Annotated in this window: 16 protein-coding genes and 1 tRNA gene; 10 read left to right on the forward strand and 7 right to left on the reverse strand. The window is 70.2% G+C overall.

Annotated features, from left to right (window positions below; translation table 11 throughout):
- The 4 genes from gltB to A6Q81_RS07565 form a co-directional block, all read left to right on the forward strand.
- On the forward strand, positions 1-3,166 hold a 3,166-nt coding region (gene gltB / locus A6Q81_RS07550; RefSeq protein ID WP_353681412.1), incomplete at its 5' end, for a glutamate synthase large subunit.
- Positions 3,159-4,628 (forward strand): glutamate synthase subunit beta, encoded by a 1,470-nt coding sequence (locus A6Q81_RS07555; RefSeq protein WP_286690057.1) that lies wholly within the window; start codon positions 3,159-3,161, stop codon positions 4,626-4,628. The genes gltB and A6Q81_RS07555, both read left to right, overlap by 8 nt.
- A gap of 193 nt (positions 4,629-4,821) precedes the next feature.
- On the forward strand, positions 4,822-6,279 hold the full coding sequence (gene pyk, locus A6Q81_RS07560; RefSeq protein ID WP_286690058.1) for a pyruvate kinase: 1,458 nt from the start codon (positions 4,822-4,824) through the stop codon (positions 6,277-6,279).
- A 55-nt stretch (positions 6,280-6,334) separates the two neighbouring features.
- Complete coding sequence (locus tag A6Q81_RS07565; protein ID WP_286690059.1) at positions 6,335-6,610, forward strand: DUF3072 domain-containing protein; 276 nt, start codon at positions 6,335-6,337, stop codon at positions 6,608-6,610.
- Positions 6,611-6,626: 16 nt separating this feature from the next.
- Here the strand turns inward: A6Q81_RS07565 and A6Q81_RS07570 are convergent.
- Positions 6,627-6,712 (reverse strand) — tRNA-Leu (locus tag A6Q81_RS07570).
- 74 nt (positions 6,713-6,786) lie between these two features.
- Here A6Q81_RS07570 and A6Q81_RS07575 point away from each other — a divergent pair.
- Together A6Q81_RS07575 and A6Q81_RS07580 are read left to right on the forward strand one after the other, a co-directional pair.
- Positions 6,787-7,398 (forward strand): ANTAR domain-containing response regulator, encoded by a 612-nt coding sequence (locus tag A6Q81_RS07575; protein ID WP_286690078.1) that lies wholly within the window; start codon positions 6,787-6,789, stop codon positions 7,396-7,398.
- A gap of 130 nt (positions 7,399-7,528) precedes the next feature.
- A complete protein-coding gene (locus A6Q81_RS07580; RefSeq protein WP_286690060.1) occupies positions 7,529-8,803 on the forward strand; it encodes an ABC transporter substrate-binding protein in 1,275 nt (424 codons plus the stop codon).
- A gap of 617 nt (positions 8,804-9,420) precedes the next feature.
- Here A6Q81_RS07580 and A6Q81_RS07585 read toward each other — a convergent pair.
- The 5 genes from A6Q81_RS07585 to A6Q81_RS07605 all read right to left on the reverse strand — a co-directional run bounded on the left by A6Q81_RS07585 (position 9,421) and on the right by A6Q81_RS07605 (position 14,350).
- Entirely contained in the window at positions 9,421-10,245 is an 825-nt protein-coding gene (locus A6Q81_RS07585) for an ABC transporter ATP-binding protein (protein ID WP_083516390.1), read from the reverse strand.
- 1 nt (position 10,246) lies between these two features.
- Positions 10,247-11,149, reverse strand: coding sequence for an ABC transporter ATP-binding protein (locus A6Q81_RS07590; protein WP_286690061.1), 903 nt, complete (start codon positions 11,147-11,149; stop codon positions 10,247-10,249).
- Entirely contained in the window at positions 11,139-12,134 is a 996-nt protein-coding gene (locus tag A6Q81_RS07595; protein WP_286690062.1) for a branched-chain amino acid ABC transporter permease, read from the reverse strand. Before A6Q81_RS07595 ends, A6Q81_RS07590 begins: the two co-directional genes overlap by 11 nt.
- Before the next feature lie 11 nt (positions 12,135-12,145).
- Positions 12,146-13,486 (reverse strand): branched-chain amino acid ABC transporter permease, encoded by a 1,341-nt coding sequence (locus A6Q81_RS07600; protein ID WP_144433749.1) that lies wholly within the window; start codon positions 13,484-13,486, stop codon positions 12,146-12,148.
- Positions 13,487-13,606: 120 nt separating this feature from the next.
- Entirely contained in the window at positions 13,607-14,350 is a 744-nt protein-coding gene (locus tag A6Q81_RS07605; protein ID WP_067858135.1) for a DUF554 domain-containing protein, read from the reverse strand.
- Between the two features lie 96 nt (positions 14,351-14,446).
- On the opposite strand from A6Q81_RS07605, the gene A6Q81_RS07610 reads away from it, so the two are divergent.
- Together A6Q81_RS07610 and polA are read left to right on the forward strand one after the other, a co-directional pair.
- On the forward strand, positions 14,447-15,058 hold the full coding sequence (locus tag A6Q81_RS07610) for a GNAT family N-acetyltransferase (protein ID WP_067858134.1): 612 nt from the start codon (positions 14,447-14,449) through the stop codon (positions 15,056-15,058).
- 685 nt (positions 15,059-15,743) lie between these two features.
- Positions 15,744-18,407: a DNA polymerase I gene (gene polA / locus A6Q81_RS07615; protein WP_286690063.1), complete on the forward strand. Its 2,664-nt coding sequence runs from the start codon at positions 15,744-15,746 to the stop codon at positions 18,405-18,407.
- A gap of 594 nt (positions 18,408-19,001) precedes the next feature.
- On the opposite strand, the gene A6Q81_RS07620 is transcribed toward polA, so the two are convergent.
- Positions 19,002-20,201 (reverse strand): hypothetical protein, encoded by a 1,200-nt coding sequence (locus A6Q81_RS07620; RefSeq protein WP_067858128.1) that lies wholly within the window; start codon positions 20,199-20,201, stop codon positions 19,002-19,004.
- A 96-nt stretch (positions 20,202-20,297) separates the two neighbouring features.
- Between A6Q81_RS07620 and A6Q81_RS07625 the strand changes: the two genes are divergently transcribed.
- Together A6Q81_RS07625 and A6Q81_RS07630 are read left to right on the forward strand one after the other, a co-directional pair.
- On the forward strand, positions 20,298-21,977 hold the full coding sequence (locus A6Q81_RS07625; RefSeq protein ID WP_286690064.1) for an MmpA family trehalose lipid delivery protein: 1,680 nt from the start codon (positions 20,298-20,300) through the stop codon (positions 21,975-21,977).
- A gap of 96 nt (positions 21,978-22,073) precedes the next feature.
- Positions 22,074-22,217, forward strand: a complete 144-nt coding sequence (locus A6Q81_RS07630; protein ID WP_158509204.1) for a hypothetical protein — start codon at positions 22,074-22,076, stop codon at positions 22,215-22,217.
- The last annotated feature ends 38 nt before the right edge of the window (positions 22,218-22,255 follow it).

A 22,255-nucleotide genomic window follows, 5' to 3' on the forward strand; every position in this document is an offset into this window, starting at 1 on the left:
GGCGGAGTTGCTTGCCAGAATGTGTTCTTTTGGTTACACCACTGAAACTTTAGAATTTATGTTGATGCCCATGGTTCATGATTTGCGTGATCCTTTAGGTTCTATGGGTGACGATTCAGCGTTGGCTGTTTTAAGTGACAAACCAAGAATGCTTTACGATTATTTCAAGCAGAACTTCGCCCAGGTCACCAATCCGCCGATCGATCCGATCCGCGAGGAATTGGTGATGAGCCTGATGTCGATGATCGGCCCACGCCCCAATCTGCTCGGGCGCGAGGCGGGATCGCACAAGCGCCTCGAAATCGCGCAGCCGATCCTGACCAACGAGGATCTGGCCAAGATCCGCTCGGTCGAAGTCGCGCTGGACGGTGCCTTCCGCACGGCGACCATCGACACCACCTGGGATGCCAGCACCGGGGCCGACGGCCTCGCCATGGCGATCAAGGAAATGTGCTGGGCCGCGACCGAAGCGGTGTTGCAGGACCACACGATCCTGATCCTGTCGGACCGCGAACAGGGGCCGGACCGGATCCCGATGCCTGCCCTGCTGGCGACCTCTGCCGTGCACCATCAGCTGGTGCGCCAGGGCTTGCGCATGCAGACCGGCCTGGTGGTCGAGACCGGCGAAGCGCGCGAAGTGCATCATTTCTGCGCGCTTGCGGGCTACGGCGCGGAAGCGATCAATCCTTACGTCGCTTTCGAGACGCTTGAGAATCTGCGCGCCACCAAGCTGCCGCAGCTCGATGCGAAAAAGGTCGAGGCGAATTTCGTCAAGGCCGTCGGCAAGGGCATTTTGAAGGTCATGTCCAAGATGGGCATTTCGACCTACCAGTCCTATTGCGGCGCGCAGATCTTCGACGCGGTCGGCCTCGCGCAGGATTTCGTCGACGATTTCTTCACCGGCACCGCCACCACGATCGGCGGCGCGGGGCTTGCCGAGATCGCGGAAGAAGCGGTGCTGCGCCACGGCCAGGCCTATGGCGACAGCCCGCTTTACGAAGGCATGCTCGATGTCGGCGGCATCTACCAGTATCGCCTGCGCGGCGAGGATCACGCCTGGACGCCCGAATCCGTCGCCAATCTCCAGCACGCGGTGCGGGGCGACAAGCCCGACAATTACGCCGCCTATGCCAAGGCGATCAACGAACAGTCCGAACGCCTGCTGACCATTCGCGGGCTGATGGAGCTGAAACCGGCGGACCAGCCGATCCCCCTGGACGAGGTCGAACCCGCCGCCGAGATCGTCAAACGCTTCAGCACCGGGGCGATGAGCTACGGCTCCATCAGCCGCGAGGCGCACACCACGCTCGCCATCGCGATGAACCGCCTCGGCGGCAAGTCCAACACCGGCGAGGGTGGCGAGGACCCCGAGCGGCTCTACGACCCGGAGCGTCGCTCGTCGATCAAGCAGGTCGCGTCGGGACGCTTCGGCGTCACCAGCGAGTACCTGAGCAACGCCGACGACATCCAGATCAAGATGGCGCAGGGCGCGAAGCCCGGCGAGGGCGGCCAGCTGCCCGGACCGAAGGTGTACCCGTGGGTGGCCAAGACGCGTCACTCGACGCCGGGTGTCGGCCTCATCTCGCCGCCGCCGCACCACGACATCTACTCGATCGAGGACCTCAAGCAGCTCATCCACGACCTGAAGAACGCCAACCCGTCGGCCCGCGTGCACGTCAAGCTGGTCTCCGAGGTCGGCGTCGGCACGGTCGCGGCGGGCGTCTCGAAGGCCAAGGCCGACGTCGTGCTGATCTCCGGCCACGACGGCGGCACGGGCGCCTCGCCCCTCACGTCGCTCAAGCACGCGGGCGGTCCGTGGGAGCTCGGCCTCGCCGAGACCCAGCAGACGCTGCTCGTCAACGGCCTGCGTGACCGCATCGTCGTGCAGTGCGACGGCCAGCTCAAGACCGGACGCGACGTCGTCGTGGCGGCGCTGCTCGGGGCCGAGGAGTTCGGCTTCGCGACCGCACCGCTCGTCGTCAGCGGCTGCATCATGATGCGCGTCTGCCACCTCGACACCTGCCCGGTCGGCGTCGCGACCCAGAACCGCCAGCTGCGCGAGAAGTTCTCGGGCAAGGCGGAGTACGTCGTGAACTTCTTCGAGTTCCTGGCGCAGGAGGTGCGCGAGTACCTCGCGGAGCTGGGCTTCCGCTCGATCGACGAGGCCGTGGGCCACGCCGAGGTGCTCGACGTCCGCCAGGCCGTCGACCACTGGAAGGCCCAGCACCTCGACCTCTCGCCGATCCTGTACGTGCCCGAGCTGCCGGAGGGTGCGTCGCTGCGCAACACCAGTGGCCAGGAGCACGGGCTCGACGTGGCGCTCGACGCGGAGCTCATCCGGATCAGCGCGGACGCGCTCGAGCGGGGCGAGCCGGTGCGTGCGCAGCTGCCCATCCGCAACGTCAACCGCACGGTCGGCACCATGCTCGGCCACGAGCTGACGAAGCGGTACCGCGGCGAGGGCCTGCCGGAGAACACCATCGACCTGACCTTCCTCGGGTCGGCGGGCCAGTCCTTCGGCGCGTTCGTGCCGCGCGGCATCACGCTGCGCCTCGAGGGCGACGGCAACGACTACGTCGGCAAGGGTCTCTCCGGTGGACGGCTCGTCGTGCGACCCCCGCGCGACGCGACGTTCGCGGCGGAGGCGCAGATCGTGGCCGGCAACGTCATCGGCTTCGGCGCGACCAGCGGCGAGATCTTCCTGCGCGGCAAGGTCGGCGAGCGGTTCTGCGTGCGCAACTCCGGTGCGTCGGCCGTCGTCGAGGGCGTGGGCGACCACGCACTCGAGTACATGACCGGAGGCACCGTGGTGATCCTCGGACCGACCGGCCGCAACGTCGCGGCCGGCATGAGCGGCGGTCAGGCCTATGTCCTGGACCTCGACCACTCGCTCGTCAACCCCGAGATGGTCGCGCTGAACACCGTCGAGGCGGGGTCGGAGGCGGCCGAGGCGCTGCACGCCCTCGTGGTCAAGCACCACGAGGAGACCGGGTCCGCCGTGGCCGAGCAGCTGCTCGGCGCGTGGGAGCAGTCGCTCGCACGCTTCACCGAGGTCATGCCCGTCAACTACCGCAAGGTGCTCGACGCCAAGGCCGAGGCCGAGGCCGAGGGCCTGTCCGAGGACGACACGACCGCACGCATGATGGAGGTGGCCGCACGTGGCTGATCCCCGAGGTTTCATCACGACCCCCCGCCAGGTGGCCCCGCGCCGCCCCGTCGAGGAGCGGGTGAACGACTGGAACGAGGTCTACCCCGGTGGACCGGGCAAGGCGCTGCTCCCGATCATCACGGAGCAGGCCGGACGCTGCATGGACTGCGGCATCCCGTTCTGCCACCAGGGCTGCCCGCTGGGCAACCTGATTCCCGAGTGGAACGACCTGGTCTGGCGCGACGACTGGATCGAGGCGATCGACCGGCTGCACGCGACCAACAACTTCCCGGAGTTCACGGGTCGGCTCTGCCCGGCCCCGTGCGAGACGGCGTGCGTCGTCGGCATCAACCGCGAGCCGGTGACCATCAAGAACGTCGAGGTCTCGATCATCGACCGCGCGTGGGAGTGGCGGAACGTGCGCCCCGAGCCGCCGGAGTACCTCACGGGCAAGACCGTGGCCGTCGTCGGCTCGGGTCCGGCCGGCCTCGCCGTCGCGCAGCAGCTGACCCGCGCCGGTCACACCGTCGCGGTGTACGAGCGCGACGACAAGGCGGGCGGCCTGCTCCGGTACGGCATCCCGGAGTTCAAGATGGAGAAGGTGCACGTCGACCGTCGCGTCGAACAGATGCAGCGCGAGGGCACCGTGTTCCGCACCGGCGTGCAGGTGGGCGACACGCTCACCGGCAGCCAGCTGCGCGACCGCTACGACGCCGTCGTGCTCGCCATCGGCTCGACCGTGCGCCGCGACCTCCCCGCCCCGGGGCGTGAGCTCGCCGGCATCCACCAGGCGATGGAGTTCCTGCCGCAGGCCAACCGCGTCGCGGTCGGCGAGGAGGTGCAGGACCAGATCCTGGCCACCGACAAGGACGTCGTCATCATCGGCGGCGGCGACACCGGTGCCGACTGCCTCGGCACGTCGATCCGCCAGGGCGCTCGCTCGGTGACCAGCCTGGAGATCATGCCGCAGCCCGGCGACGACCGGCCCGAGACGCAGCCGTGGCCGACCTACCCGATGGTCTACCGCGTCGCGTCCGCGCACGAGGAGGGCGGCGAGCGCAAGTACGCCGTCTCCACGAAGGAGTTCGTCGGCGACGACGACGGCAACGTCGCCGGCCTGCGCATCGTCGAGGTCGAGATGAAGGACGGCCGCTTCGAGGAGGTGCCCGGCTCGGAGAAGGTGATCCCCGCGCAGCTCGTGCTGTTCGCGATGGGCTTCACCGGCCCCCAGCGCGAGGGTCTCGTCGAGCAGCTCGGCGTCGACCTCGACGAGCGCGGCAACATCGTCCGCGACCGCGACTTCATGTCGTCGGTCCCGGGCGTGTTCGTGGCCGGCGACGCCGGCCGTGGCCAGTCGCTCATCGTCTGGGCCATCGCCGAGGGACGCTCCGCGGCCGCCGGGGTCGACGCCTACCTGACCGGCGGGCGCAGCCCGCTGCCGCGGCCGATCAAGCCGAACGACCGTCCGCTGATGGTCTGAGCGACGCGTGGGTGCCGGCGGCCCAGGTCGCCGCACGAAGGGGTCGGGAGCCGCAGCTCCCGACCCCTTCGTCGTCGTGTCCTGCAGGGGGATGCGCCGGGGGTCGCGGGCCCGGTGAACTCTCAGCGTCTTTTGTTGCGCGGGCCCACCAAGTGACTCGCCGGTACACCCCGGGTGTCGATAGGGTCGTGGGGTGCGTAGAGCCAAGATCGTCTGCACGCTCGGACCGGCCGTCGCGACCGCCGAGCGTATCCTCCAGCTGGCCGAGGCGGGCATGGACGTCGCCCGCCTCAACATGAGCCACGGCGACCATGCCGACCACGAGGCCAACCTCGGCTACGTGCGTGCCGCCGCCGAGCGCACCGGCAAGGCGATCGCCGTGCTCGCCGACCTCCAGGGTCCGAAGATCCGGCTCGGCCGCTTCGCCGACGGCCCCGTCGACCTCGCCGTCGGCGACCGCTTCACCATCACCACCGACGACGTCCCCGGCGACGCCGAGCGTGCGTCGACTACATACTCGGGGCTGCCGGGCGACGTCTCGCCCGGCGACGAGATCCTCATCGACGACGGCCGCGTGCGGCTGCGGGCCCTCGAGGTCACCGGGCACGACGTCGTCACCATCTGCGAGACCGCGGGACGCCTCAGCAACAACAAGGGCATCAACCTGCCCGGCGTCGCGGTCAGCGTCCCCGCCATGAGCGAGAAGGACGTCGAGGACCTGCGGTTCGCGCTGCGCCAGGGCGTCGACTTCGTCGCGCTCTCGTTCGTGCGCAACGCCCGCGACGCCGACGACGTCCGTCGGGTCATGCACGAGCTCGACATCCACCGTCCCGTCATCGCCAAGATCGAGAAGCCGCAGGCCGTCGACAACCTCGACGAGATCATGGACTCCTTCGACGGCTTCATGGTCGCGCGCGGCGACCTCGGCGTGGAGCTGCCGCTGGAGGACGTGCCGATCGTGCAGAAGCTGATCGTCGAGAAGGCCCGGCGCAACGCCAAGCCGGTGATCGTCGCCACCCAGATGCTCGAGTCGATGATCTCGGCCCCGCGCCCGACCCGCGCGGAGGCGTCCGACGTCGCCAACGCGGTGCTCGACGGCGCCGACGCGGTGATGCTGTCCGGCGAGACGAGCGTGGGGGAGTACCCGATCCAGACAGTGCGCACGATGGCGCGCATCATCGAGTCCACCGAGGACCACGGCCTGCCGCGCATGGCCGCCTACACGTGGCAGGCGAAGACCCGCACCGGCATCATCTGCCGCGGTGCCTCGCAGGTGGCCGAGGCGATCGACGCACGCTACGTCGTCGCGTTCACGACGATCGGCGGGTCCGCCCGCCGCATGTCGCGCTACCGCTCGCACATCCCGGTCATCGCGTTCACGCCCGACCCCATGACCCGCAACCAGCTCGCGCTCACGTGGGGCGTCGAGACGTTCCTCGTGCCCGAGGTCAAGCACACCGACGAGATGGTGCTGCAGGTCGACAAGCGTCTGCTCGAGGTCGCACGGTGCTCGCACGGCGACGAGGTCGTCATCGTCGCCGGCGCCCCGCCCGGCATCCCCGGCTCCACGAACGCGCTGCGGATCCACCGCATGGGCGACGCGATCAACCGCGTCGTGCCTGCCTACGAGCACCCCGCCGAGGAGGGCTGAGCCCGGCGCCGACGCTCGACGGGCGGGTGTCGGCGTCCGGACGTACGGTGGGGACATGACTGAATCGAACACGTCGTCGAACACGTCCCCTGGCCCCACGGCAGGCTCCACGCCCGACTCCGACGTCCTCGGCGCGGACGCTGGCGGCACCACCGAGAAGGACCCGCAGGACTGGGTCACCGGCGACGAGCCGATGACCGGCGCGCAGCGCTCCTATCTCGACACGCTCGCCCGCGACGCTGGCGAGACGCTCTCGGCCGACCTCACGAAGGCGGAGGCCTCGGAGCACATCGAGCGGCTGCAGGAGCAGACGGGGCGCGGGTCGGACTGACGGTCCGCGGTCGCGCTGGTGCCGACTGCGGGACTCGAACCCGCACGCCCTCTCGGACAACGGTTTTTGAGACCGTCGCGTCTACCATTCCGCCAAGTCGGCGCGCCGCACGTGCCCGCTAACCTTCTCACGTGACCAGCCGACCGACCGAGACGCCCCGCACCGACGACCCCTCTGTGACGGGCGAGCCCGCCGACCGTCCCCGCGTCGTCATCGCCGAGGACGAGGCGCTCATCCGGCTCGACCTCGCCGAGATGCTCGCCGAGGAGGGCTACGACGTCGTCGGGCAGGCTGCGGACGGTGTCGAGGCGGTCGAGCTCGCCACGGCCCTGCGGCCCGACCTGGTCGTCATGGACGTCAAGATGCCGCGCCTCGACGGCATCGCCGCGGCCAGCCGCATCGCGGGGGAGCGGATCGCGCCCGTCGTCATGCTGACCGCGTTCAGCCAGCGCGACCTCGTCGACCGGGCCCGCGAGTCCGGCGCGATGGCCTACCTGGTCAAGCCGTTCACGGCCTCCGACCTCGTCCCCGCCATCGAGATGGCCCGCAGCCGCTTCGCGGAGCTCGCCGCCCTGGAGGCGGAGGTCGAGGACCTCACCGACCAGCTCGCCACCCGCAAGGTCGTCGAGCGCGCCAAGGCGCAGCTCCAGGCTGCCCTGGGACTCAGTGAGCCGGAGGCGTTCGGCTGGATCCAGCGGACGGCGATGGACCTGCGCATGTCCATGCGCACGGTCGCCGAACGGGTCGTGGAGCACGGTGTGCCGGGCGCCGATCCCTCACCCGAGTGAGCGATCCGTATTACAAGTTGACTACGAAACAGGACTTTCACACGAGCCCGACCTGCGCGACCCCCGCGGCGACTAGTTTCGTCCTACGGCTCGACCCGTCGGGGGTCGGACCAGAGTTCCCGGAGGATCAATGAAGCGCAGTACCAGGACCATGCGGCTCGCCGCGGTCGCCGCGGCCGGCGCGCTCGTGCTCGCCGCCTGTGGTGGAGGCAGCGGCAGCGACGACGAGAGCAGCGACAGCGGCGACAAGGCCTCGGCCTCGAAGGCCGACGGCACGCTCACGATCGGTACCCTGCTCCCGCAGACCGGCAGCCTCGCGTTCCTCGGCCCGCCGGAGTTCGCGGGCGTCGACCTCGCGATCAAGGACATCAACGCCGACGGCGGCGTGCTGGGCAAGGACGTCAAGGGCGTCAAGGGCGACTCGGGCGACACCGACTCGGGCATCGCCCCGGCCGAGACCGACAAGCTGCTCGACGCCGGTTCCGACGTCATCGTCGGTGCTGCGTCCTCGGGCGTCTCGATGACGGTCATCGACAAGATCATGTCGGCCGGCACCGTGATGTTCTCGCCCGCCAACACGTCGACCGACTTCGACAAGGGCGACTACGCCAAGCCCGACCTGTACTTCCGCACCGCGCCCTCGGACATCCTCCAGGGTGCCGTGATGTCGAACCTGCTCGTCCAGGACGGTCGCCAGAACGTCGCGATCCTGGCCCGTCAGGACGCCTACGGCGAGACGCTGGCCTCGGAGATCAAGAAGGGCCTCGAGAACGCCGGCTCCAAGGTCGCCGCGACGGTCTTCTACGGCGAGAACGCGCAGTCCTACGACTCGCAGGTCCAGGAGATCGCCGACAGCAAGCCGGACGCGATCGTGCTCGTCGCCTTCGAGGAGACCACCACGATCATCCCGCAGCTGGTGCAGGCCGACGTCGGCCCGCAGAAGGTCCCGACCTACTTCGTCGACGGCAACACGGCCGACTACAGCGGCAAGCTGCCCGAGGGCACGCTCAAGGGCACGAAGGGCACCATCCCCGGCGCCGAGACGTCCGGTGACTTCAAGAAGCGCCTCCTCGAGGTCGACCCGAAGCTGAAGGACTACTCCTACGCGGCCGAGTCCTACGACGCGGTCATCGTGTCGGCGCTCGCGGCCATCAAGGCCGACAGCGACGCGGGCGACAAGATCGCCAAGGAGATCCCGGGCATCACCAAGGACGGCGAGAAGTGCACGACGTTCAAGGACTGCGCCGCGCTCCTGAAGGACGGCAAGGACATCGACTACGACGGTGTCTCCGGCCCCATCGAGCTGGGTGAGACGGGCAGCCCGACGGCCGCCTCCATCGGCATCTACGAGTACGGCGCCGACAACACCTACAAGGCGGTCGACTACATCAGCGGCACGATCTGAGCCACTGACGTCGAGCACGTCCCGCACGAGGCCCCCGGGTTCCCCCCGGGGGCCTCGTCATGTCTGGCGGTACCGCTGGTTCTCCTGACGTGAGGGGATTCCACTCACCTGCGGATGACACCAACGGTGAGCGAGATTCCCAGGTCGACCTGGGAATCTCTGCGACGCACGACGCTCGGATGTTCCCAGGAGGAGCGGCGCGGGCACCAGGCACGATTTCCTCAGGCAGGCACGGAAAGCTCTCCGTGCGTGGGTGAGAGAACCGTGCCTCGTGGGAGGAACCAGCGACCCAGGGTCGTTTGCTTCGACCACCGGCCGACTCCAGGGGCGGGTCGACGAGATTCCCAGGTCGAGCTGGGAATCTCGTCGACCCAGGACCGTAGGACGCCTCGTAGGCGGCGCGGCGCGAGCTCCAGGCACGATTTCCTCAGCCACGCACGGAAAGCTCTCCGTGCGTGGCTGAGAGAACCGTGCCTTGTGGAAGGAAACCGGGCAGCCAGGCAGCGAACCGTGCCTCGCGGGAGATTCCCAGGTCGACCTGGGAATCTCACCCCGCACACGTGGAAGGCCCCCGACGCTCGCGTCGGGGGCCTCCGGGGTCGAGCTGGGCGGAGCGGTCAGCTCGCCTTCTTGCCCAGCGTGCCGAGGTAGAGCTCGATGACCTTCGGGTCGTTGCCGAGCGAGCGGCCGGTGCCCGAGTAGGCGGAGCGGCCCTGGTCAAGGACGTAGCCGCGGTCGCAGATCTGCAGGCATCGCTTGGCGTTCTGCTCGACCATGATGACCGAGACGCCGGCCTTGTTGATGTTGCGCGTCTGCACGAACACCTCGTCCTGCAGGACGGGGGAGAGGCCGGCGGACGGCTCGTCGAGCAGCAGCACCTGAGGGTCCATCATCAGGGCGCGACCCATGGCGACCATCTGACGCTCACCACCGGACAGCGACCCGGCGCGCTGCTTGCGGCGCTCGCCGAGACGCGGGAACAGGTCGGTGACGAACGCGAAGCGCTCCGTGAACGTCTTCGGCGCCTGGTAGCAGCCCATCTCGAGGTTCTCCTCGATGGTCAAACTCGGGAACACGTTGTTCGTCTGGGGGACGAACCCGATGCCCTTGGTGACCAGCTGGTCCGCGCGCTGGTTGGTGATCTCCTCACCCTTCAGCGTCACGCTGCCCTCGTGGATCGTCACCAGGCCGAACAGCGACTTGAGCAGCGTCGACTTGCCGGCTCCGTTCGGGCCGATGATGCCGACGAGCTCGCCGGGCTGGCAGTACAGGTCGGCGCTGTTGAGGATGTTCACGCCGGGCAGGTAGCCGGCGATGAGACCGTCGGCGCGCAGGATGGCCCCGTCGGCGCCCTTCTGGTGCTTCGCGCGCTCCTCGGCGAAGTTCGCGTCGCGTGCGGCCTCGCGTCCGGCGTCCTGGCCGGGCTCGTGGATCTCTGCCATGTCAGGCCTCCTGGTCGAGCTCGGCCTCGGTGGCCTGCTCGAGCTCGGTCTCGTCCAGCTCGGTGATGTCGGTGTCGTGGTGCGCGCCCAGGTAGGCGTCGATGACGGCCTGGTCGGACATCACCTGGTCGGGGGTGCCCTCGGCGACGATCTTGCCCTGCGCCATGACGATGACCCAGTCGGAGATGTCGCGCACCATGTCCATGTCGTGCTCGACGAACAGCACCGTGCGGCCCTCGTCGCGCAGCGACTTCACGTGGCCGAGCAGCGACTGCTTGAGGGCCGGGTTCACGCCGGCCATGGGCTCGTCGAGCATGATCAGCTCGGGGTCCACCATGAGCGAGCGGGCCATCTCCAGCAGCTTGCGCTGGCCGCCCGAGAGGGAGCCGGCGAAGTCCTCGCGCTTGGCGTCGAGCTTGAACCGCGCGAGCAGCTCGTCGGCACGTGTCGTGATCGAGTCCTCCTGGCCGGACCACAGGGCACGGAAGGGGGCGGACCAGAAGCGCTCGCCGCGCTGGCCCGTGGCCCCGAGCCGCATGTTCTCGATGACGGTGAGGCGCGACAGCACCTTCGTCAGCTGGAACGTGCGCACCATGCCACGGCGAGCGACCTTGTAGGCCGGCACCTTCTGCAGCGACTGGCCGTTGAACGACCACTCGCCGGTGTCCGGTGCGTCGAAGCCCGTCAGCAGGTTGAACAGCGTCGTCTTGCCGGCACCGTTGGGGCCGATCAGCGCCGTGATGACACCGCGCTGGATCTCGACGTGCTCGACGTCGACGGCCTTCAGGCCGCCGAACTGCCGCGTGATGGAGGAGCCGACGAGGATCGCGTCGGGCTTCTTCACACCGGGCGTGTTCGCGACCCCGGCGAGCGGGTCGGTGGTGGGGGTGGTGTCAGCGGGCATCGATCGCCAGCTCCTTCCGGTCGCCGAAGATCCCCTGCGGTCGGTAGATCATCAGGAGCATGAGGCCCAGGCCGACGAGGATGAGTCGGACCAGGCTGGCCTGGATGTCGCTCATCGCCCAGTCGGGGATGAGCGGGTTCGAGCCGGACGTGGCCTGGCTGAAGAACGAGCCGATGCCGCCCATGAGGAGCCAGAAGATCATGGCGCCGATGACGGGACCGAGCACGCGGGCCGCGCCGCCGATGAGCAGCGCGGTGTAGGCGAAGAACGTCACGTTCGTGGAGTAGTCGCTCGGCACGACCGACGCCTGCTTCAGTGCGAGGAAGAGGCCGGCGAGACCACCGAAGACACCACCCAGCACGAGCGCCTGCATCTTGTAGGCGAACACGTTCTTGCCCAGCGAGCGGACGGCGTCCTCGTCCTCGCGGATCGAGCGCAGCACGCGTCCCCACGGGCTGCGCATGAGCAGCCACACGAAGAGGCAGCCGAGCGCGACCAGGACCCAGCCGACGGTCAGCGACCACAGGTCGTCCTGGCGGAACCGGACGACGCCGAGGTCGACGCCGCCGGAGTAGGGGTTGAGGTCCTGGAAGGTCTTGGCGAAGCCGGTGAGGCCGTTCGAGCCGCCGAAGACGTCCTTGGTCTCCACGGCGCCGAACACCAGACGCAGGATCTCCGCCGTCGCGATGGTGGCGATGGCGAGGTAGTCCGCCCGAAGGCGCAGCGTCGGCACACCGAGGACGAGCGCCAGCACCACGGGGGCGAGGAGCGCGACCACGACGCCGAGCCAGAACGACTGGTCGTAGGTGACGACCGTGACGGCGAGGCCGTAGGCGCCGACGGCCATGAAGCCGGCCTGGCCGAAGTTCAGCAGGCCGGTGTAGCCGAAGTGGATGTTGAGGCCGATGGCCGCGAGGGCGAAGACGATCGCCTGCGGTCCGAGGGCCTGCGACAGTGCGGCGTTGAGGATGGTTCCGAAGTCCATGGGAATCCCTTTCAGCCGATCCGCTCGGCGCGGCCCAGGATGCCCTGGGGCCTGATCAGCAGGATGAGGATGAGCACCACGAGGGCGCCGACCTCCTTGATGGACGACGGGACACCAGGCCAGATGCCGATCTGCAGCGTGCCGACCTCGACCATGATGCCGATGATCATCGACCCGACCAGCGCGCCCCAGATGGTGCCGAGGCCGCCGAGGGTCACGGCCGCGAACACGAGCAGCAGCAGCTTGAAGCCCATGAGGAAGTTGACCTGGCTGTTGACCGCCAGCAGGCCGCCGGCCAGACCCGTCAGGGCGCAGCCGAGGACCCAGACCGACCGCACGACGCCGTCGACGCGCAGGCCGGACGACGCCGACAGTGCCGGGTTGTCGGCGACGGCGCGCATCGACTTGCCGAGGCGGGTCTTCATGAGGACCACGCACGTGACCGTCAGCACGACGATCGAGACGAGGATGATCGCGATCTCCTTGTCGGCCAGCGCGAACGGACCATAGGACTTGCGCGTCTGGTTGACGTACTGCGAGAGCGACTCGCGCGAGCCGCCGAACGTGTACTGGAAGACGTTGCGCAGCAGCAGACCGAAGCCGATCGAGACGATCATCATCGCGATGATGCCGATGCCCTTGCTGCGCAGCGGCTTCCACAGGAACTTGTCCTGGAGCCAGCCGAAGGCCGCCGAGGCGAGGACCGCCACGACGATCGCGAGGATGACCGGCAGCCCGAAGGCGCGGTTGGCGACGTAGGTGGCGATCGCGCCGAAGGTGATGATCTCGCCGTGCGCGAAGTTGGTGAGCTTCGTGGTGCCGAAGATCAGCGACAGGCCGAGGGCGGCGAGCGCGATGATCAGGCCGAACTTCACGCCGTTGACCATGGCGCCCGCGAAGCGCTCACCGAGCGAGGGCCCGGCCTGCTCGACGACGCCGATCTGGAACTGGGCGAAGTTGCCGCCGTCCAGGAGCGCGTCGACGGTGCGCTTGTTGCTGCCGGCGAACTGGATCCCCGACGGCAGCGTGTCGGTGTCGAGGGTGACGACGTAGCTGCCCCGTTCCGGGATGGCGATGAAGGCGCGTCCGTTCGGGTCGGTCACCGCCTCGCCGACCTCGGTGCCGGAGGAGGAGGCGACGCTCAGCGTCGCTCCGGGGATCGGGGCCTTGTCGTCACCGCTGTTCTGCAGCGTGACGCCGATGTAGGCGCCGTCCGGCGGGGTGGCCGGCGCCGTGGGCGCCGTCGGGCTCGCGCTGGGCGTGGGCGTGCTGGTGGCCGAGGCGCCGAGTGGCACCAGGACGACCAGACACGCCAGGAACGCCGACACGAGGACCTTGGATGTCAGTCGCACGCAGGACTCCTGGAGTTCGGGCAGCGCTTGTGGCGCCGTCGTCCCGGGGACTATATCCCCGCCGGGGTCCGAGGTGGCCCCTTCGCGAAAGTCCACAGGTAACAGTTCTGTGAAGTCCGCTCAGGCCAGCGAGACGGCCAGCTGGGTGAGCAGCGGCGCCACGAGGAGTGCCGGCAGCAGGTCGGCGACCGGCAGGGCCTTCAGGTCGAGCAGACGCAGCGCCACCCCGACGAGGACCAGTCCGCCCGTGGCGCCCAACGCGTCGAGGTGGGCCGCCGGCAGCGCCTCGCCGAGGGCCAGCCCGACGAGCGTCAGCGATCCCTGCACGACCAGCACGGCCACGGCGGATGCCATCACCCCGACACCGAGCGCGGCGGCGAAGGCGAGCGACGCGAAGCCGTCGAGCGCCGACTTCAGGAGCAGCTGCTCCGCCCCACGGCCGAGGCCCTCGTTGATCGAGCCGAGGATCGTGAGGGGGCCGACGCAGAAGACGAGCGAGGCGACCACGAAGCCCTGGACGAAGCGGTCGCGGTCGCCGCCGTCGCCCCGCGACAGGGCTCGCTGCAGGACACCGCCGAACGACTCGAGCCGGTCCTCCAAGCGCAGGAGCGAGCCGACGACGCCACCCACGAGCAGCGAGCCGAGGACGATCAGCGTCGGCGCGCCCCGTGGCGTCGCGTCGACCAGGGCGTCGCTGCGGACCGCGAGGGCGGCGTCGGCGGCGATGAGTAGCGTCACGAGACCGAGCGCGGAGGTGACGGTCGTGCGCACCCGTTCGGGCAGCCGCTGGCCGACCAGCAGGCCGAGCCCGGACCCGACGAGCACGGTGGCCACGTTGGTGAGCGTGCCGCTACCCACGAACATGTAGGCTCCTCTCGCTCGTTGAAGATCGCACGACCCGACCGGGCCATGGTGACAGCCGTCCGTCCGGGGTCGCGCCCGACACCCGCCGAGGACGTCATGGCCACTCGCTCGCCGATCGTGATGCGCGACGCGGTGCCCGAGGACGCGGCCGAGCTCGTGGCCCTGTGGGCCGAGTCGGCCGCGGTGAGCGACGAGGAGGGCGCGGAGGCGTTCTCCTACCAGTCGCTGTTCCGCGAGCCGACCGCGACGGAGGCGGAGTCGGCGATCGAGCAGACCCTCGCCAAGCCCGGCAAGCGCATCATCGTCGCCCTCGTCGAGGACGAGATCGTCGGCGCGACGGTGTGCGACCTGAGCACCTTGACACCGATCACGCTCACCCCCATCCTCATCGTCACCGACATCCAGGTCTCCCCGCGCCACCGTCGCCGCAACGTCGCCGCGACGCTGCTGTCGGCCGCCGCGACGTACGGCGAGGAGAACGCCTGCGAGATCGTCGTCGCGGCCATCCCGCTCATGGCCCGCGAGCCGCACCGCTACCTGACGAAGATCGGGTTCACCCAGGTCGCAGCCGTCCGCGCCATCCAGGCCAGCCGCCTGCGCTCCCGGCTCAGCTCGAAGGCCACCCACTCCCGCGACACCGGCAAGCTCATCGCCGTCCGCCGCACGCTGCGCCGCCGCCAGGACGACCGCCGCTCCGGCCGGGTCTGAGGTCGGGGGCTCCTTCGTCCCTGCGCGTCGTGATTGTCCGGTGCGGTGGCAACGGGTCTTGGGCTGCTGGTGCGTTGCCTGCGTTCGTCGTGACCGTGCTGGTGCGCTGCCTCGGCCTTCGCTGGGGGCGGTCTTCGAAGGGGCCTCGACCGGCAGGGGGCCTGGGGCTGGCCTCGGGTCTCGGGGTCTGGCTGGGCCCGCCCTTGGATCCACGATTCTTCGATTCTGCGTTCAGGGGCCAAGGTTCTGCGTTCGTGCGTCCTGTCGGTGGATCTGCAACCGCAGGAGCGCTCCTGTGGTTGGAAATCCACCGATGGCGGGCTGAGCGGCGGAAGGATTCTTCCTTCGCGTGGAACGGTCCACACCACGGAAGAATCGTTCGTCACCCCCACGCAAAGTGCACCCACGATTCTTCATCCACGCGTGCGAGGCCGAACGCTTCTGCGTTCACGACGGGATTCCGTAGCAAACGCAGCATCGTTGGCCTTCACCCCTGCGGCAGCGCAGCAGCACGACGAGACCCCCTGCGGCAGCGCACCACCGAGCACACCGCTCCCGCGGCAGCGCACCAGCAGGTCCGAGGCGTCCGACGACAGCGCACCATCACGACGAGACCACCCCACGACCACGCACACGAGGCACACGCCGCAGGCCAGTGTCCGCCGGTGCGTCTAGAGTCGACGACGTGGATCGACTGCTGCTGATCGACGGTCACTCCGTCGCCTACCGTGCCTTCTTCGCCCTGCCCGTCGAGAACTTCTCCACGACCACCGGACAGCACACCAACGCGGTGTTCGGCTTCACCTCGATGCTCATCAACGTGCTGCGCGACGAGCGTCCGACGCACGTCGGCGTGGCGTTCGACGTGTCGCGGCAGACGTTCCGCGTGCAGGAGTACGCGGAGTACAAGGGCAACCGCAGCAAGAGCCCCGACGAGTTCAAGGGCCAGGTCGGCCTGATCAAGGACGTCGTCGCCGCGCTCGGCATCACCGCGTTCGAGAAGGACGGCTTCGAGGCCGACGACGTGATCGGCACGCTCACCACCCAGGCGCAGGAAGCCGGGATGGAGGTGCTGATCTGCACCGGCGACCGCGACGCGCTCCAGCTGGTCACCGACACCACCACCGTGCTCTACCCCCGCAAGGGAGTCTCCGACCTCGCGCGGATGACACCGGCCGCGGTCGAGGAGAAGTACGGGGTCACGCCCGAGCACTACCCCGAGATCGCCGCGCTCGTCGGCGAGACGAGCGACAACCTGCCCGGAGTCCCCGGGGTCGGGCCGAAGACGGCGGCCAAGTGGATCAACCAGTACGGCTCGCTCGAGGCCCTCGTCGCCGACGTCGACGCCGTGAAGGGCAAGGCGGGGGAGTCGTTGCGGGCCCACCTCGACGACGTGCTCCGCAACCGGCGCATCAACGCGCTCGTGCGCGACCTCGACCTCCCGGCCAAGCCCACCGACCTCGCGTTCAGCACCGAGTGGAACCGCGACGCCATCCACGAGGTGTTCGACGCCCTCGAGTTCGCGGCGCTGCGCACCCGCCTGTTCGAGTACCTGGGCGGTGGTGACGAGTCGAGCAGCGACGAGGCGGCCGTCGAGGTGGTCGTCGACCGTCCCGCCGCCGGAGCGCTGGCCGCGTGGCTCGACGAGCACACCGATCGCGAGCCGGTCGGCGTGGAGGTCACGGGCGTGCTGCGACCCGTCGGCGCACGCGTCGACATGCTCACCGTCGCCACGGCCGCTGGCCGTGCCGTGAGTCTCGCGCCGGAGTCGCTCGACCCGGCCGACGAGAAGGTGCTCGCCTCGTGGCTGGCCGACGCGGACCGCCCGAAGGTCATGCACGACGCGAAGGGTCAGCGGCATGCCCTGGCGGCGCAGGGCTGGTCGCTGGACGGGTTGGCGGCCGACACCGCGCTCGCCGCCTACCTGGTGCGTCCGGACCAGCGCTCCTACGACCTCGCCGACCTCGCGCTGCGCGCGCTGAAGCGCGACCTGAGCCCCGCCGACGACTCCGGCCAGCTGGCCTTCGACGACGACACCGCGGGCGTCGAGGGCGCCGCCCAGCGGGCCCGCGCCGCGCTCGACCTGTGGGGCGTGCTCGCGGAGGAGCTGGAGCAGCAGGAGGCGCTCACGCTGCTGCGCGACGTCGAGCTGCCGCTGGTGCACGTGCTCGCCGCCGCCGAGACCGCCGGCATCGCCGTCGACTCCGAGCACCTCGACGCGTTGCACGAGGAGTTCACCGGTCGCATGACGGCAGCGGCGGAGGAGGCCTACGAGGCGATCGGTCGCGAGGTGAACCTCGGGTCGCCCAAGCAGCTGCAGGAGGTGCTCTTCGAGCAGCTGGACATGCCGAGGACCAAGCGCACGAAGACCGGCTACACGACCGACGCCGAGGCGTTGCAGCAGCTGTTCGTCAAGACCGGCCACCCGTTCCTGGAGCACCTGCTCGCGCACCGCGACGTGACGCGTCTGCGGCAGACCGTCGAGGGCCTGCAGAAGACGGTGCAGCCCGACGGCCGGATCCACACGACCTACTACCAGACCATCGCGGCGACCGGCCGGCTCAGCTCGGCCGACCCGAACCTGCAGAACATCCCCATCCGCACCGAGTCGGGACGCCGGATCCGTGAGGCGTTCGTCGTCGGCGAGGGGTACGAGACCCTGCTGACCGCGGACTACAGCCAGATCGAGATGCGCATCATGGCCGACCTGTCCGAGGACGCCGACCTCATCGAGGCGTTCCGCTCCGGGCACGACTTCCACACCGTGATGGCGACGAAGGTCTTCGAGCGCGAGCCCACCGACATCGACGGGGGACTGCGGGCCCGGATCAAGGCCATGAACTACGGACTGGCGTACGGGTTGTCGGCGTACGGGCTCAGCCAGCAGCTGCAGATCTCCACGGGTGAGGCGCAGGGCCTCATGGACGACTACTTCGAGACCTTCGGCGGCGTGCGCACCTACCTGCACGGCGTGGTCGAGGAGGCCCGCCAGACCGGGTTCACCGCGACGATCCTCGGCCGCCGCCGCTACCTGCCGGACCTGCTCAGCGACAACCGCCAGCGACGCGAGATGGCCGAGCGGATGGCGCTGAACGCCCCCATCCAGGGCTCCGCCGCCGACATCATCAAGGTGGCGATGCTGGGCGTCGACGCAGCCCTGCGCGACCAGGGACTGACGTCGCGGCTGCTCCTGCAGGTCCACGACGAGCTCGTCCTCGAGGTCGCCGAGGGCGAGCGCGACGTCCTCGAGACCCTCGTGCGCGAGCAGATGGCGTCCGCGGCGCAGCTCTCCGTCCCCCTCGACGTCTCCGTCGGCACCGGCCGCACCTGGCACGAGGCCGCCCACTGAGCCGGAGCCGCCGACGTCGCTGAGCGCTCGCTCGACCTGCGGCTGCGCTGGCGCGGCGTCGACTCGTCCTGCGCTCCGCAAGGGCCTCGACCGGGCGGCTGGGCGGTCGCTGGTCTGGGGTCCCGGGCTGCGGGTTGCGCTCGGGGTGGACGCAGGATTCTGCGTTTCGCCCCCTGAGCGGTGGATCTGCCACCGCATCGCCCTCGGCGGTGGATCTGCCACCTTCTCAGCGCTGTACACGTGGAGAATCCACCGCCGACGGGGTCAGACGGGGCAGAGATTCTCCCTTCTCGTGGACCGTGCCACGAGAAGGGAGAAGCACTGCCCACCCCACCCCCAAGTGCACCCACGCTTCTTCCCTCGCGCGCGCGATGCCGAACGCTTCTGCGTTGGTGACGGGATCCCGTAGCCAACGCAGAAGCCTCGAGTCCCACGCACGAACGCAGATTCTTGAGTCCCACGCGAGCCACAGCCCGAGACCCCAGACCAGCGGGCCACCCAGCCGCCCGGTCGAGGCCCTTGCGGAGACCACACCAGCGCCAGCCGCGGCAGCGCACCAGCAAGCCCACGAAGGGCCGACCCGAGGACCGACCCTCAGCGTGGCGCGGTGGTGCGGCCCGGGACGAACCAGACGACCAGGGCGAGGGCAGCGGAGACGGTGGCGACGGTGGTGACGAGGCCGGTGAGGTGGACGTCGAAGCCGTAGGCGACGGCGACGACGAGGGCGGCGGCGATCCACACCAGGACGACGACGCCGTGGGCGTGGCGGGCGAGCGCGTCGAAGACCAGCAGGTGGACGACGGCGAGACAGGACCCGGCGAGGGCGAACAGCCAGAGCCGCCCGGCGATCTCCTCGTACTGCGCGCCGCCGACGAGCACGAGGGCGAGGCGGGGGAGCAGGGCCGTGGCGGCGACGGCGACCGCACCGAGGCCGGCGACCGCGAGCACCGCCTGCGCGCGGGCGCGGCGGGTCTCGTCGCGGGCGAGGTCGGGGAAGAGCACGACGCTGACGAACTGGGGCGCGAACAACGCGGCCTTCGACAGGATGAGTCCTGCCGCGTACAGGCCCGCCTCGTGCGCCTCGAACCGGTTGCGGGCCACGAGCGCGTCGAGGCTGCTCAGCACGAAGTAGGCGAGCAGGGCGTGCGAGCCGAGCACCGTCTCGCGGACGAGCGGGCGACGGCTCACCCCCTGCGCCGGCCGCAGGTGTCCGCGCAGCAGGGGCATCCCGACGAGCACGGGAGCCCACGCGCCGACGGCGATCCCGACCATCGCCGACGTCGCCGACGGGACGACGAGCACCGCGATGGTGCCGCACAGCAGCCGCCCGAAGCCGTTGGCGAGGTAGATGCCGGTGAGGGTGCGCCAGCGCTCCGACCCCTGCGCGATGCCCGCCTGCGCGCCCATGACGGTCAGGGGGACGAGGGTCGCGCCCGCGAGCACGACGGGCCAGGCCGAGTCGAGTCGCAGCAGCGGCACCAGCGCCACCGACGCCAGGGCGACGACGGCACCCACGGCGAGCGCGGCGGCGGCCGTCACCCGCAGCACCACGCCGATCACGTCGGCGCTGTCCTGCGGCGCCACGGCGATCCGTCGCGCGGTGACCGCCTGGATGCCGAGCGAGACGACGTTGCCCATGAGCAGGACGCCGAGCAGGGCCACGAGAGCACCGAGCTCCGCCGGCACCATGGTCCGCGCGGCCGCCACGGTGAACCCGTAGATGGCGACGTTCATGCCGACCATGCCGAGCGCGACCGTCGAGCCGCTCGAGAGGCGGTGGCTGGTGCTCGTCACCGGGTCACCCTAGCCAGCCCCTGGTCCCGTCGCCCGACGGAAGCATCGGCGCGGGGCACCCTCGACCTCTAGGGTGAGGCTCGAACGAGGAGGACCATGAGCCGGTGGCGCGACGCGATCGTCCTGCAGTGGAGCGCCCTGCTGGCGGTGCTGGTCGGCCTGCCCTGGTTCCGTCCCGGCTACGTCCTCTCCTACGACATGGTCTGGGTGCCGCACCTCGCGCTCGACCGCGACGACCTGTGGGGCCTCGGCAGTGCACTGCCGCGCGCCGTCCCGTCCGACGCGGTGGTGGCGTTGCTCGGTGCCGCGATCGACCCGCAGGTGGTGCAACGGCTCGTGCTGCTCGGTGCGCTCGTGCTGGCCGGTGTCGGTGGCGCGCGACTCGTCCCGACGCTCGGAACGACCGGTCGGCTCGCCGCAGCGGCCTTGGCCGTCTGGAACCCGTACGTCCTGGAGCGCCTCGCGATCGGGCAGTGGCCGATGCTGCTCGGCTACGCGGGGCTGCTCTGGCTCGTCGGCGAGCTGCGACGCGACGACCCCCGCCCGCGCGTGGTGGTGCTCGCGCTGGCCGGCGCCGCCCTCACGCCGGCCGGGGGAGTGATGGGCCTGGTCGCGGGTCTGCTCGCCGGACGTCGGTTCGGCTACCTGCGGGTCGTCGTGCTGGCGGTGGTCCTCAACGCGCCGTGGGTGGTCACGTCGGTGCTGCGTGGTCCGGTCGACGCCGACCCGCTCGGAGTCACCGCGTTCGCCCTGCGGGCCGAGGGGGCACTCGGGCACGTCGGCACGGCGCTGTCGCTCGGCGGCATCTGGAACGGCGACGTCGTGCCCGACGGCCGCGGGACGGGCCTCTCGCTCGTGCTCACCGTGGTGCTCTGGGCGGTCGCCCTCGGGGGGTTGGTCGTCCTCGCGCGGACCGACCGCCCGACGCTCGTCACGCTCGCGCCGGTCGCGGTGGTCGGCCTCGTGGTCGCCCTCCTCGGCTGGGCCGCGCCGGAGCTCGTCGAGGACCTGGTGCGACGCGCGGGCGCCGTGGCCCTGCTCCGCGACGGCTCGCGGTACCTCGCCCTCGTCGCTCCGCTGCTCGTGGCGGCGTTCGCGGTCGGTGTCGACGCGCTCGTGCGGGTCGCCGCCCGACGTCGCCTCGCCGCGGTCCCGGCCGTCGCGGGGGTCCTGCTGCCGCTCGCGCTGCTGCCCGCCCTCGCGAACGGGATCGGCGGTCGGCTGGAGCCCGTCCGCTACCCGGCGTCCTGGGAGACGGCGCGCGAGCTCGTCGCCCGGTCGCAGGTGCGGGGCGACCTGCTGGTGCTCCCGTTCACCGCCTACCGCGCACCGGCGTGGAACGACGGACGTCCCGTCCTCGACCCGGCCGGCCGCTACTTCGACCGCACCACCCTGACCGACGACCGGCTCGTCGTCGGCGGGCGGACGGTGGCGGGGGAGGACCGCAAGGCGGCGCAGGTCCGTCAGGCGCTGCGCTCGCGCGACGTCCCGCGTGCGCTCGCGCGCCTGGGCGTCGGGCTCGTGGTGCTCGACACCACCGCGCCCGACGCCGACCGGGCGGCGCGGCAGGTACGGGGTCTGCAGCGGGTCGGCGGCACCGACCTGCGCGTCCTGGCGGTCCGAGACGCGCGCGTGCGCCAGGTCGACGACACCGACCGACTCGCGACCACGGCCGCCTGGGGCGTGTGGGGCGTCGCGGTCGTCGTGGCGCTCGCCGCCACGGCCGGCGCGGCCGTCGGTGCGGTGCGCGTGCGCCGCCCCCGACCACGCGCCTGAGCCTGTGGTCCGACGCGACGAGACCTGTGCCACGTGTCCGGCCCCGCGTGGTCTCCCTGCCTGGTATCCTGACGTGGTCTCGAGGGAGGACAAAACGTGGGAACTTCAATCGTGGGCGGCGTCGTCGCCTTCTTCGTCGGATGCGGACTCGCCGCGGCTACCGCCGTCGGCGTGGTGCAGTCGCAGCAGAGCGCGGGCACCGAGCCCGTCCAGACCAGCACGGTCAGCTACGGCAACTGACGCATCCAGCACAGCAACGACGAGGGGCCCGGTCTTCT

The organism is Aeromicrobium sp. REDSEA-S38_B2, from assembly GCF_001628525.1.
GTDB classification, from domain to species: Bacteria; Actinomycetota; Actinomycetes; order Propionibacteriales; family Nocardioidaceae; genus Aeromicrobium; species Aeromicrobium erythreum.